The sequence below is a fragment of the Thermomonas aquatica genome (assembly GCF_006337105.1).
GTDB lineage: Bacteria > Pseudomonadota > Gammaproteobacteria > Xanthomonadales > Xanthomonadaceae > Thermomonas > Thermomonas aquatica.
Map to the genome: position 1 here is coordinate 656,225 of NZ_CP040871.1, position 12,806 is coordinate 669,030.

Sequence of the window (12,806 nt, forward strand, 5' to 3'; positions counted from 1 at the left end):
TGTCCGCACCCTTCCCTGCGCTGCCGCCAATCCGTAGGCTGGCGCGCATGGATGGCCTGGATGCCAGCGATGAAGCCCTGATGCTTGCCTATGCCGCGGGCGACGCCGGGGCGTTCGAGCAGTTGTACGCCCGCCATCGCGGCAAGCTGTACCGCTACCTGTTGCGCCAGTTGCGCGACAACGCGCTCGCCGACGAATGCTTCCAGGACGTGTGGCAGCGGGTGATCAGCGCCCGCGCCGGCTGGACAAATTCGGCGAAATCCGCGGACGCCGGCTTCGCCACCTGGCTGTACACCATCGCCCACCACCGGCTGGGCGACCATTGGCGCAGCCTCAAGCATCGTCCGTCGGCACCGGCCGATGCCGACGAGCGCACCGCGCGCCTTGCCGACCCGGACACGCCGGAGCGCGTATTGTCCGAGTTCGAACGCCGCCGCCAGCTGCAACTGGCGCTGGACGACCTGCCCGAGGAACAACGCGAGGTACTGCTGTTGCGGCTGGAACAGGAACTGACGCTGGAGGAGATCGGCGACATCACCGGCGTCGGCCGGGAGACGGTGAAGTCGCGCCTGCGCTACGCCATGGACAAGCTGCGTTCGAGGCTGCCCGCATGAACCGCCAGCCGCCGCTGCCGCCCAGCGAACGGCTCGATGCCGAGGAGCGCGCGCTGGCCGCGTCGCTGCCGCGCGTGCCAGGCCGTGCCGAACCGGGCGCCGACCTCGATGCACGCATCCTTGCCGCAGCGCAGGCCGCCCTGCACCCGCAGCCGGCGTCGCGCCGGCCGCGCCGGAGCTGGATCGCACCGACCGCGGTCGCCGCCTCGCTGATGCTGGCCTTGGGCCTGGCCTGGCAATTGCGGCCGCCACCGGCGCCCGATGCCCCCGCAGCGGCCGCATCCGCCGATTCCGCCGGTCCCGATGCGGGCGGCGATGCGATGATGGTGCAAGCCATCGAAGCGCCGCCACCGCCAGCCTCGGTCGCAACGGTGCCGGAATCCGCGCAGATGAAACCGGCGCCGCCCGCCGCCGAAACCCCGATCGCCGCAGGAATCGCCGGCGCCGACGCGCGCCAGGCCGCGCCCGCCGAACCGCAACCGGCGGCTGTCCCGCCGCCCGCGCCACCGGCACCGCCCGCGCCGGTGGCGCCGGTCGTCGCCGACAGCCCGGCGCCGGCAGCGATGTCTGCCGGGCAAATCGCGGCACCCGCGCGCGCGCAGGTGCCGATGATGGCCAAGTCGGCCGCCCGCAGCGGGGACGCTGCGCGCGAACGCGCCGCGGACAACGACGCGGCGCAGGCGCAGGAGGCGGCGGCGATGGCGGCGGACGCAAGCACCCTGGACACCGTGGACGTCGGCGACGACCCCGGCGAAGACGTGCCGCCCGCCACCGCCGATTCGCCCGAGGTACGCGACGCCTGGCTGCGCCGCATCGGCGAATTGCTGAAACAGGGCAAGCACGACGATGCCAAGGCCAGCCTGGCGGAATTCAGGCGCCGCTACCCCGACGCCAGCCTGCCGCCGGAACTGCGCAAGCTCGAGCACTGACGGCCGCGCGGCGCGCGGCTACCATGCACGCATGAATTCCCCCGCCCCGGCGCCGACGAAGGCGCCCATCGGCTCGCTGCGAGCACTCTGGCCGTTCGTGCGCCGCCACCGCGGCCTGTTCATCGCCTGGCTGCTGGCGCTGGCGGTGTCCTCGAGCGCGTCGCTGAGCCTGCCGGTCGCCTTCCGCACCATGATCGACGACGGCTTCAAGAGCGGCAGTGCCGGCGGCATCGACCGCGCCTTCCTGCTGCTGTTCGGCGTGGCCCTGCTGCTCGCGCTCGGTACCGCCGCGCGCTTCTTCTTCGTCTCGCTGCTGGGCGAGCGCGTGGTCGCCGACCTGCGGACCAAACTCTACGGCCACCTGATCGGGCTGGATGCCGGCTTCCACGACCGCACCCGCAGCGGCGAACTGGTCTCGCGCCTGACCTCCGACGTCGAGCTGATCCGCAACATCGTCGGCAGCGTGATGTCGATCGCGCTGCGCAGCACGATCACCGCGATCGGCGCGCTGGTGATGCTGTTCGTCACCAGCCCGCGGCTGGCGGCGTGGGCGCTGGTCGGGATCCCGGTCGCGGTGGTGCCGGTGATCGTCGGCTCGCGGCTGATCCGCCGCATCGCGCGCAGCAGCCAGGACCGCGTCGCCGACGCCAACGCGCTGGCCACCGAAACCCTCGGCGCGGTGCGCACCGTGCAGGCGCATGCGCGCGAGGACTACGAACGCGGCCGCTTCGCCGATGCGGTCGCCAACACGGTCAGCACCGCGCGCAAGCGGATCGGTGCGCAGTCGCTGATGACCGGCACCACCATCACCCTGTTCTTCGGCGCGATCACCCTGGTGCTGTGGTCGGGCGCGCACGACGTGATCGCCGGCCGCATGAGCGCCGGCACCCTGATCCAGTTCGTGCTGTACGCGCTGTTCGGCGGCGGCTCGGTGGCGGCGCTGGCCGAGGTCTGGAACGAGCTGCAGAAGGCCGCCGGCGGCATGGGCCGGATCAACGAATTGCTGGAGGAATCGGCCGGCATCGTCGCGCCGGCGCAGCCGCGCGCATTGCCGCGACCGATACGCGGCGAGATCGCCTTCGACGACGTCACCTTCCACTATCCGCAGCGCCCCGACAGCGCCGCGCTGGTGGAGTTCTCGCTGCGCGTGCGGCCCGGCGAAACGGTCGCGTTGGTCGGGCCTTCCGGCGCCGGCAAGAGCACGGTGTTCTCGATCCTGCTGCGCTTCCACGACCCGCAGTCCGGCACGGTCTCGCTGGACGGCATCGACCTGCGCGAACTCGATCCCACGCAGTTGCGCGACGCGATCGGGCTGGTGCCGCAGTCGCCGACCATCTTCGCCGCCAGCGCGATGGACAACATCCGCTACGGCCGGCTCGACGCCAGCGACGCCGAGGTGCGCAAGGCGGCCGAATCCGCCGAAGCCGACGCGTTCATCGACGCCCTGCCGCAGGGCTTCGCCAGCGAACTCGGCGAACGCGGCGCGCGCCTGTCCGGCGGCCAACAGCAACGCGTCGCCATCGCCCGCGCCCTGCTGAAGGACGCGCCGGTGCTGCTGCTGGACGAGGCCACCTCCGCGCTCGACGCGCAGAGCGAGCGCGCGGTGCAGCACGCGCTGGAAAACCTGATGGACGGGCGTACCACCCTGGTGATCGCGCATCGCCTGGCCACCGTGCTCAAGGCCGACCGCATCGTGGTGATGGACGCCGGCCGCATCGTCGCCGAAGGCACGCACGCACAGCTGCTGGCGCAGGGCGGGCTGTACGCGGACCTCGCCAAGCTGCAGTTCCTCGACTGAGCCATGGCGACCGTCCTCGTCACCGGCGGTTCCGGCTTCATCGGCAGCCACGCGATCCTGCAGGCACTGGGCGCCGGGCACGATGTCCGCACCACGCTCCGCAACCTGCAGCGCGAAGGCGGACTGCGCGCGTTGCTGCGCGCCAACGGGGCCGACGACACGCGCCTGCGTTGCTTCGCCGCCGACCTCACCGAAGACAGTGGCTGGGCCGAAGCCGCGGCCGGCTGCGATTACGTGCTGCACATCGCCTCGCCGTTCCCCGCCGGCATCCCGAAGCACGAGGACGAACTGATCGTCCCGGCGCGCGACGGCGCCTTGCGTGCATTGCGCGCGGCACGCGATGCCGGGGCGACGCGCGTGGTGCTGACCTCGTCGTTCGCCGCCATCGGCTACGGCCATCCCGAACGGCGGGCGGCGTTCGACGAAACCACGTGGACCAACCTCGACGGCCCGATCGCGGCCTACACAAAGTCGAAGACGCTGGCCGAACGCGCGGCCTGGGAGTTCATCGCCCGCGAAGGCGGCGGCCTTGAACTGTCGGTGGTGAATCCGGTCGGCGTGTTCGGCCCGGTGCTCGGGCCCGATTACGCGACCTCGATCCAGCTGGTGCAGCGGCTGATGGACGGCGCCCTGCCCGGCTGCCCGAAACTGCGCTTCGGCGTGGTCGACGTGCGCGACGTGGTCGACCTGCACCTGCGCGCGATGACCGATCCGGCGGCGAACGGCGAACGCTTCCTCGCCGTGGCCGGCGATTTCATGCGCGTACGGGAGATGGCGCTGGCGCTGAAGGCGCGCCTGGGCGACGCCGCGCGCAAGGTACCGACGCGCGAATTGCCGAGCTGGCTGGTCAGGCTGGTGGCGCTGGCCGATCCCACCGTGCGCCAGATCGTGCCCGACCTCGACAAGGACAAGAACGCCAGCGCCGGCAAGGCGCGGCGGGTGCTCGGCTGGTCGCCGCGCAGCAACGAGGACGCGCTGGTCGCCACCGCCGAAAGCCTGCTGCGGCTGGACCTGCTGAAACGCTAGTCGGCGAAGATGCGGGCGATGGCGGCGTCTCCGTCGATGCCGCTCACCAAGGTGCCGTAAGTCGCGCCGCGACCGCCGCCGAGCCGGCTGCGGCAATGCGCAGCGGCCAGCGGATTGCCTGCGCGCAGCAGGATCGCCGCCTGCAGCAGCAAGGCCAACTGCTCGACCAATGCGCGCGCGCCGGTTTCGTCCAAGCCCTGCGCCAATCGCGCTTGCGCATCGGCAAGCACGGCATCGAAATCGGCATCGATGCCGGATCCAGCGAGCAGTTCGGCAAGCAGCGCTTCACCGGTATCCGGTTCCTTCGCCAGCGCGCGCAGCACGTCCAGGCACTGGATGTTGCCGCTGCCTTCCCAGATCGAGTTGAGCGGCGCCTGCCGGTACAGCCGCGGCAGCCCCGATTCCTCCACGTAACCGGCACCGCCCAGGCATTCCTGCGCCTCGTTGGCGAAACCCGGCGCGCGCTTGCAGATCCAGTACTTGCCGATCGCGGTGGCGATCCGCGCGAACGCGGCTTCCCGCGGATCGGTCGCGGCGCGATCCACCGCACCCGCCACCCGCAAGGCGAACGCGGTGGCGGCTTCCGATTCCAGCGCCAGGTCGGCCAACACATTGCGCATCAGCGGCTGCGCGATGAGCCGCTTGCCGAATGCCCTGCGATGCCGCGCGTGGTGGGCGGCCTGCGCCAGCGCCATCCGCATCAGGCCGGCGGAACCGAGCATGCAGTCCAGCCGGGTGAACATCACCATCTCGAGGATGGTGGCGATGCCGCGGCCCTCGCCGCCGATCCGCCGCGCCCACGCGCCTTCGAATTCGACCTCGGACGAAGCGTTCGACCAGTCGCCCAGCTTGTCCTTCAGGCGCAGCAGCCGCAGCGCGTTCCTGCTGCCGTCCGGCCGCCAGCGCGGCAGCAGGAAGCAGCTCAGGCCGGCGGGCGCCTGCGCGAGCACCAGGAACGCATCCGACATCGGCGCCGAGAAGAACCATTTGTGGCCGGTCAATTCGTACTCGCCGTCCGCCGCCAGCAGCGCCGCCTGCGTGGTATTGGCGCGCACGTCGCTGCCGCCCTGCTTCTCGGTCATGCCCATGCCGAGGGTGATGCCTTGCTTGCCGGCCATCGGCAGGTCGCGGCCGTCGTAATGCGGCTGCGCGGCCTTGTCCGCCCACTCGCGCAGGGCGGGTTCGCGGCGCAGCACCGGCACCGCGGCATGGCTCATGGTCAGCGGGCAGCTGCTGCCGGGTTCGGCCTGGTAGTGCAGGTAGCTCAATGCGGCGCGCGCGACATGCGCACCAGGTCCTGCGTCGTGCCAGGACAAGCAGGCGACGCCGTTCGAAATCGCGGTCGCCATGACCTCGTGGTAGGCCGCGTTGAATTCGACGCGGTCGATGCGGTTGCCGAATCGGTCATGCGTGCGCAGCCTGGGACGATCGCGGTGCGCCTCATCGGCGAGCCGCGACAGCGCATCCCCGGCCAGCCGGCCGTAGGCCGACAGGCGCGCGGCGAAGGCATCGCCGGCCTCGCGCGCCACCGCTTCGCGCAACGCGACGTCGTCCGCCCACAGGTCGCGCGGCAGCAACGGCGGCGGCTGGTTGTCGACGGCATGGGTATCGAACATGGTTCGCGACATCGGCATCGTCCTCTGCTACCGGGTCAATTCTGCGCATAAAAAAGCCCCGCACGGGGCGGGGCTCCAAAATTCCTGTGCGAGGCCGCAATCAGGCGGGCTTGACCCCGGTGGCTTGCGCACCCTTCGCACCCTGGGTGACTTCAAAGCTGACCCGCTGACCTTCCTGCAGGCTGCGGAAGCCCTTGGCATCGATCGCGGAGAAATGCACGAACAGGTCCGCGCTGCCATCCTCGGGCGAGATGAAGCCGAAGCCCTTGGCGTCGTTGAACCACTTCACAGTGCCGTGTTGCATGGATAGATGACCTCTTGCGTAATGCTTTTCAAAAAGCGGGGCTTTTCACAAAGCGGGTTGCCGGAACGCGCGCCGCGCGGGGGCATCGGCGCACGGCGCGAGTATGCAACAACCGCGCCTGCATGCAACGCCCCGCCTTCATTCCGCGCGGTTCGCGCGCAGGGCCGCGTCCAAGGCATCGATGAAGCCGTCTTCCAGACGATAGCGCCGCCACCAGCCATGCTGGGTACCGGACAGCACGCGCAGCATGTGGCCGCGCGCGAGCGGCATGCGCCCCGCGCGCAGCAAGGCCAGGTCGCGCAGCCGCGCGAGACCGTCTTGCCCCGACTGGAACAGCGGGGTCAGCCAGCGGCTGTAGCGATGGTAGGCGGCCAGGTGCGCGCGACGCTCGTGTTCGTAGGCGTGCAGTGCCCGGCCCGAGACCGGCGCATCTTGCAAGCGTGCCGACAGCGCCAGCGCATCCACCAGCGCCATGTTCACGCCCTGCCCGAGCTGCGGGCTCATCGCGTGCGCGGCATCGCCCAGCAGCACCGCGCGGCCGCGCCACCAGCGCCGCGGGATGGCATCGCGATAGGCGGCGCGCGCCAGGCAAGCGGCGTCGAAATCATCGCCCAAGCGTTCCCGCGCTTTCGGCCACAACCCATGCAGCTGCCGCAGCCAGGCGTCGCGGCCGGCCATGCGCCAGTCGTCGAATGCCGCCACCGGCAGGCTCCAGAAGAAACTCAGCTTGCGCAGCGGGTCGTCGGGCGTGGTGCCGACCGGCAACATCCCCGCCATCTGCCGCGCCTGCCGATAACGCTGGCGCAATTCGCGTCGCCATGGCCAGTCGCCTTCCGGCAACAGGCACCACAACGCGCCCCACGGGTATGCCCGGTCGATGCGCGCATCGCCGACCTGGGCGCGCAAGCCCGAGGCTGCGCCGTCCGCAATCACCACCAGGTCGTACCCGCCGTGCCACCGGCCCTGCGCATCGCGCAGGCGCCCGCCATCGCAATCCAGTTCGACGATGGCGCAGCCGCTGTGCAACACGACGTCCCGTTCGCCCGCGATGGCCCGGTGCAGCAAGGCGAACAGCGCGCCGCGCTGCATGCCGATCCCGCTCAAGCGCGGATCGAGATCCGCGTAACGCATGTCCATCACCGCGCGGCCTTGCGCGGTCTCGCCGTGCAGGCGCTCGACCGGCGTGCCCAGGGCGCATGCGGCTTGCAGCAAGCCAAGACGCCACAACGCCTGCAGGCCCGTGGGTTGCAGCAGGAAGCCGGCGCCCACCGGCCCCGGATCGGCGACCCGTTCGAAGATCTCGACCTGGTCGCCCAGCCGCGACAGGGCCAGCGCGGCGGCTTGCCCGCCACTGCCGCAACCGACGATGGCGACATGCCGGCGCGCCATCGCGCGGCTCAGACCGCCAGCATCGCCCGCAGCAGGCGCGCCGCGTCGTCCATCGCCGCGCTCACGTTGTCGAGCACGTCCTGCAAGGTGATGACTTCGTCGACGTCGGGGCCGGCGCCGGCGGCCCAGTTGGCGACGATGGCGAGGCAGGCATAGTCGAGGCCCAGCTCGCGCGCCAATCCGGCTTCCGGCATGCCGGTCATGCCGACCAGGTCGCAGCCGTCGCGGCGCATGCGCGCGATCTCGGCCTTGGTTTCCAGGCGCGGGCCCTGGGTCGCCCCGTAGCAGCCGGCATCGACCAGGGCGACGTTCGCCCGTTTCGCCGCGGCAATGACTTCATTGCGCAGCGCAGGCGTGTACGGATCGCCGAAATCGACGTGCAGCACCTCGCTGCCCGGCTCTTCGCAGAGGGTGGAAATGCGGCCCCAGGTGTAGTCGATCAACTGGTCCGGGCAGGCCAGCACGCGCGGCCCGCAGCGCTCGGTGATGCCGCCGACGGTATTCATCGCCAGCACGCGGGTGGCGCCCACCGCCTTCAGCGCGGCCAGGTTGGCGCGGTAGTTGATCTTGTGCGGCGGCAGCGAGTGGCCTTCGCCATGCCGCGCGAGGAAGGCCACGCGCCTGCCGGCATAGCTGCCGACGCGGATCGGGCCCGAGGGCGCGCCGTACGGGGTGACCGGCTGGTGGCTTTCGACATCGGCCAGTTCGCCGAGCGCGTACACGCCGGTGCCGCCGATGACTGCGAGGTCGAGGGTCATTGCATGCTCCTTGGAGGATCGGAAGCGCATGCGCGGCGTGGCGCCGGGCGGCTGCCCGGCGGCACGGATGCCGCCGGGCAGCCTGCGCGGACGTCACACGCTGCGTCCGCCCGGGGCTGCCGGACATGCGCGTCGCCAGACAATCATTCCCCCAGCGCGTAGATCGCCGGCAGGTTGCGGCCCTGCTCGTGGAAGTCCATGCCGTAACCGAACACATAGGCATCCGGCACCTGCACGCCGACGTGATCGGCGCAGATGCCGTCCACGCAGCGGTCGTGGACCTTCTCCGCCAGCACCGCGATGCGCACCTCGGCCGCGCCCTGGTCTTCGCACCAGTGCTTCACCGCCAGCAGGGTATGGCCTTCGTCGAGGATGTCGTCGGCCAGCAGCACCTTGCGCCCGCGCATCGGCGTGGCCGGGCGGTGCAGCCAGGCCAGGCCGGAACCGCTGGTCTGGCCGCGATAGCGGGTGGCGTGCAGGTAATCGAACTGCAGGTCCAGCCCGCGCTCGCCCAGCGCGAACGCGAGTTGCGCGGCGAACGGCAGGCCGCCATTCATCACGGTCAGGAACAGCGGCACCTCGCCGTCGGCGTATTGGCCGCGGATTTCGCCGGCGATGCGTTCGATCGCCGCTTCCAGCGTCGCCCGGTCGTGCACGACATGCGAATTGGCCAGTGCATCGGCAAGCTTGGGTGCGCTCATGTCGCGTTCGCCTCGTCGTTGGCGCCGGAAGTCGCGCCGGCATCGCTGGCGAACACCGGCACCTGTTCGATCGCGGCCTGCGCCGCGGAATAACGGCCGTCGGCCAGCAACGCCGCCCACGATCCGCCGTCGCGCCCCGCCAGTGCCGCCAGGCGCGTCGCATCGAGCTCGCGGCCTTCCATCGCCGCCAGCGATTCCTCGACCAGCGACGGATGGCAGACCAGCACCGCATCGCAGCCCGCGTCCAGGTGCGCATGCACGCGGCCCTTGATGCCGCCGGCGCTGGACGCGGCCGCCATGCCGATGTCGTCGGAGACCACGGCGCCCGCGAAACCCATCTGCTTGCGCAGGATGTCCTTGATCCATGTCGGCGAATACCCGGCGGGCTCGGGCGCGACCTGCGGATAGGTCACGTGCGCCATCATCACCGCCTCGGCGCCGGCATCGATGCCCGCCACGAACGGGACCAGGTCGGTGCCGCGCAGTTCCTCCAGCGAACGCGGATCGACGGCGGCCGCGTAGTGGGTGTCTTCCAGCACCGAGCCGTGGCCGGGGAAATGCTTGATGGTCGCCGCCATGCCGGCACTGTGCATGCCCTCGACGTAGGCGCGGGTGAACGCCGCGACCACCTGCGGATCGGGCGAGAACGCGCGGTTGCCGATCGCGCGGTTGCCGCGGCCCAGGTCGATCACCGGCGCGAAGCTGAGGTCGACGCCGGTGGCGCGCACTTCGCTGGCCATCAGCCATGCATGTTCCTTCGCCAGCGCCAGCGCGGCGGCGGGGTCGCGCCGGTGCAGTGCGTCGAAGCCTTCCAGCGCCGGCAACTTGCTGTAGCCCTCGCGGAACCGCTGCACGCGGCCGCCTTCCTGGTCGACGCAGACCAGCTGCGGGCGCGGCGCGGCCTCGCGGATCGACCGGGTGAGTTCGCCGACCTGCGCCCGGGAGGCGAAATTGCGGGTGAACAGGATCACGCCGGCGCAGCCTTCGTGCTGCAGCCAGTCGCGTTCCTGCGCGGTGAGTTCGTGTCCGGCGATACCGATGACGAGCATTACGGTTTGTGTCCCACGGGCGATTCCTTGAGGTCGAGGGCAAGGCGCTCGGCCTGTTCCCATTGCGAATACGGGCGCGAAGCCAATGCCAGATTGTAGTAGCGCTGCGCATGGGTCGCCTCCGCGCCCAGCCAGGCAGGCCTGGCGTAAGCCTCGTCGACGCTGCCCAGCTCGATCTCGGCAACCACCAGTCCCGCGTTGTCGCCGAGGAATTCGTCGACCTCCCACAGGTGGCCTGCGTGCTCGACGTAATGCCGCCGCTTGTCGATCTTGCCGCCCACGCACAGCGCCAGCAGCGCGCGCGCGTCGGCCACCGGGATTTCGTAATCGAATTCCTGCCGGCTCGGGCCGGCCTCGCGCGACTTGATGTTGAGGAAGGCGGCCTCGCCTTCGATGCGCACGCGCACCGAGGTCTGCATCGCGCCGGACTCGACCATTGCGAGGTCGTTGAGGTAGCCCTGCGCCATCGGCACGGTCTTGTGCACGGCAGTACGCCAGCTGTCGTCGACCGGCAGGAACTTGCGCTCGATCTCGATGCCCATCGCTCAACCCTTCTTCGGCGGATCGAACACGGCGATGGATTCGACGTGCGCGGTGTGCGGGAACATGTCCATCACCCCTGCTTCGCGCAGGGTCCAGCCGGCCTCGTTGACGAGGTAGCCAGCATCACGGGCGAGCGAACCCGGATGGCAGCTCACGTAGACGATCCGCTTCAGGCCCTTGAGCGGTAGCTGCTTGAGCACTTCGATTGCACCCGAACGCGCCGGGTCCAGCAGCAGCTTGTCGAAGCCCGCCTTGAGCCACGGCTGCGCGGCCAGGTCCTGCGACAAGTCGGCGGCATGGAACTGCACGTTCGCAAGGCCATTGTGCTCGGCATTGGCGCGGGCGCGCTGCACCAGGCCGGCCTCACCCTCCACGCCGACCACCGCGCCGTCGCCGGCGGCACGCGCCAGCGGCAGGGTGAAATTGCCCAGGCCGCAGAACAGGTCGAGCACGCGCTCGCCCGGCTGCACGTCGAGCAGTTCCAGCGCGCGCGCGATCATCGCCTCGTTGAGCTTGGCGTTGACCTGGATGAAGTCCAGCGGGCGGAACAGCAGTTCGATGTCCCATTGCGGCAGGCGGAACGACAGCTGCGGCGCATCGCCCGACAGCGGATGCACGGAATCGTTGCCGCCGGGTTGCAGGAAGATCGAGAAGCCCTGGGCGGCACCGAAGGCCTCGAGTTTCGCCTTGTCGGCCTCCGACAGCGGCTGCAGGTGGCGGAACACCAGCGCGACATGCGCATCGCCGGTGATGAACTCGATCTGCGGGATGTCGCGGCGCGCATCCAGGCCGTCGACCAGCGCGCCAAGCGCCGCGACCTTGAAGCCGAGCTGCGGCACCACGACATGGCATTCGCCGATGTCGGCGACGAAGCGCGGATCCTGCTCGCGGAACCCGACCAGGGTCTTGTCCTTCTTCTCGACTCGGCGCACCGAGAAGCGCCCCTTGCGGCGATAGCCCCAGCTGTCGCCGCGCAACGGCGGCAGCACCGCCTGCGGCGCGACATGGCCGATGCGCTGCAGGTTGTCCAGCAACTGGCGCTGCTTGGCCTCGATCTGCCGGTCTTCGGCGAAGTGCTGGAGCACGCAGCCGCCGCAGGTGCCGAAATGCGGGCAACGCGGCTCGACGCGGTCCGGCGATGCCTCGAGCACCTCCAGCGTCTTCGCCTCGTCGAAATGCCGCGAACGCGCGGTTTGCTGCACGCTCACCGTTTCGCCGGGCAAGGCGCCTGCCACGAACACGGTCTTGCCTGCGTTGGCATGGCCTTCCGGCCAGCGCCCGACGCCACGACCGTCATGGCCGAGGTTGACGATGGACAGGGTCTTGGGGGAATGATCGAGGCGGGCCACGAGGCTCAATGCTGCGAATGGCCGCATATTTTGGCAGAAATGCCCGTCGCGGACCCCGGATGCAAACGGCCCGCCGAAGCGGGCCGTTGCGGGCAGCACGGGAAAACCGGCTTACTTCTGCTTCCAGCCGCCACCGGACTGGTACCACCAGCCGCTGCGGGCGCTATCCACCCACTGCTTGGCGAACACGTCGCGGATCTGGCTTTCCCATTCCGGATGGCCATTGGCCACCGCGACCTCGCGATAGACCGCCTTGCGGTCGCGGTTGTCGTCGGCCACCGCGGCGTTCATCGCCACCCGATCCTTCAGCTCCAGCTTGCCGGCATCGCGCACGCTGATCAGGCCGTCGCTGGTGAAGCCCAGCGCGCCGCTGTCGAAGCCCGCGCGCAGGGTGCCGTTGAAGCGCGACTCCATGCGCGCCTGGATCGCCTGGATCGCCGGGGTCTTGATGCTGATGTCGGGCGCCGACTGCGCCTGCGCGCTGCCGATGCCGAGCAGCATCCACGGATCGAAATCGACGCGCTCGCGCAGCGCGGCCATGCCGCCGCCGCTGCCGTCCTTGATCTGCACCTTGTCGGCTTCGTCGATCACCTTCTCGACGAACTCGCGGGCGGCGGCCTTGGCTTCGGCGGCGGGGAAATAGACATTGATGGTCACGCAGGCGGTCAGCAGCAACGCCCCGATCACCGGCACTCCGAACAACTGTTTCATGGCATTGCTCCTCGAACGA

13 protein-coding genes are annotated in these 12,806 nt (G+C 70.2%); 4 read left to right on the top strand and 9 right to left on the bottom strand.

Annotated features, from left to right (window positions below):
* Positions 1-47 precede the first annotated feature (47 nt).
* The 4 genes from FHQ07_RS02960 to FHQ07_RS02975 are packed head-to-tail and all read left to right on the top strand — an operon-like array spanning position 48 to position 4,367.
* Complete coding sequence (locus FHQ07_RS02960; protein WP_139715274.1) at positions 48-614, top strand: RNA polymerase sigma factor; 567 nt, start codon at positions 48-50, stop codon at positions 612-614.
* Complete coding sequence (locus FHQ07_RS02965; protein ID WP_139715275.1) at positions 611-1,543, top strand: hypothetical protein; 933 nt, start codon at positions 611-613, stop codon at positions 1,541-1,543. The genes FHQ07_RS02960 and FHQ07_RS02965 overlap by 4 nt, the downstream gene beginning before the upstream one ends.
* Before the next feature lie 31 nt (positions 1,544-1,574).
* A complete protein-coding gene (locus FHQ07_RS02970; RefSeq protein WP_139715276.1) occupies positions 1,575-3,341 on the top strand; it encodes an ABC transporter transmembrane domain-containing protein in 1,767 nt (588 codons plus the stop codon).
* Between the two features lie 3 nt (positions 3,342-3,344).
* Positions 3,345-4,367 (top strand): SDR family oxidoreductase, encoded by a 1,023-nt coding sequence (locus FHQ07_RS02975; RefSeq protein WP_139715277.1) that lies wholly within the window; start codon positions 3,345-3,347, stop codon positions 4,365-4,367.
* Here FHQ07_RS02975 and FHQ07_RS02980 read toward each other — a convergent pair.
* From FHQ07_RS02980 to FHQ07_RS03020, 9 genes are all read right to left on the bottom strand, one after another.
* Positions 4,364-5,995 carry an acyl-CoA dehydrogenase family protein gene (locus FHQ07_RS02980; protein WP_425476957.1) on the bottom strand — a complete coding sequence of 544 codons (1,632 nt, stop codon included), beginning with the start codon at positions 5,993-5,995 and terminating at the stop codon, positions 4,364-4,366. The two genes, FHQ07_RS02975 and FHQ07_RS02980, sit on opposite strands and share 4 nt — an antisense overlap.
* Before the next feature lie 88 nt (positions 5,996-6,083).
* Positions 6,084-6,287 (bottom strand): cold-shock protein, encoded by a 204-nt coding sequence (locus tag FHQ07_RS02985; protein WP_139715279.1) that lies wholly within the window; start codon positions 6,285-6,287, stop codon positions 6,084-6,086.
* 138 nt (positions 6,288-6,425) lie between these two features.
* The gene (locus FHQ07_RS02990; protein ID WP_139715280.1) at positions 6,426-7,676 is read right to left on the bottom strand and encodes an FAD-dependent oxidoreductase; all 1,251 of its coding nucleotides are present in this window, start codon (positions 7,674-7,676) and stop codon (positions 6,426-6,428) included.
* A gap of 8 nt (positions 7,677-7,684) precedes the next feature.
* A complete protein-coding gene (locus FHQ07_RS02995; protein WP_139715281.1) occupies positions 7,685-8,464 on the bottom strand; it encodes an S-methyl-5'-thioinosine phosphorylase in 780 nt (259 codons plus the stop codon).
* Between the two features lie 113 nt (positions 8,465-8,577).
* Positions 8,578-9,135 carry a hypoxanthine-guanine phosphoribosyltransferase gene (locus FHQ07_RS03000; RefSeq protein ID WP_139715282.1) on the bottom strand — a complete coding sequence of 186 codons (558 nt, stop codon included), beginning with the start codon at positions 9,133-9,135 and terminating at the stop codon, positions 8,578-8,580.
* A complete protein-coding gene (gene nagZ, locus FHQ07_RS03005; protein WP_139715283.1) occupies positions 9,132-10,184 on the bottom strand; it encodes a beta-N-acetylhexosaminidase in 1,053 nt (350 codons plus the stop codon). Before nagZ ends, FHQ07_RS03000 begins: the two co-directional genes overlap by 4 nt.
* A complete protein-coding gene (locus FHQ07_RS03010; RefSeq protein ID WP_139715284.1) occupies positions 10,184-10,726 on the bottom strand; it encodes a CYTH domain-containing protein in 543 nt (180 codons plus the stop codon). The genes nagZ and FHQ07_RS03010 overlap by 1 nt, the downstream gene beginning before the upstream one ends.
* Positions 10,727-10,729: 3 nt before the next feature.
* Positions 10,730-12,076 (bottom strand): 23S rRNA (uracil(1939)-C(5))-methyltransferase RlmD, encoded by a 1,347-nt coding sequence (gene rlmD / locus FHQ07_RS03015; protein ID WP_425476939.1) that lies wholly within the window; start codon positions 12,074-12,076, stop codon positions 10,730-10,732.
* A 111-nt stretch (positions 12,077-12,187) separates the two neighbouring features.
* Positions 12,188-12,787 (bottom strand): YdbL family probable chaperone protein, encoded by a 600-nt coding sequence (locus FHQ07_RS03020; RefSeq protein ID WP_139715286.1) that lies wholly within the window; start codon positions 12,785-12,787, stop codon positions 12,188-12,190.
* Between the last annotated feature and the right edge of the window lie 19 nt (positions 12,788-12,806).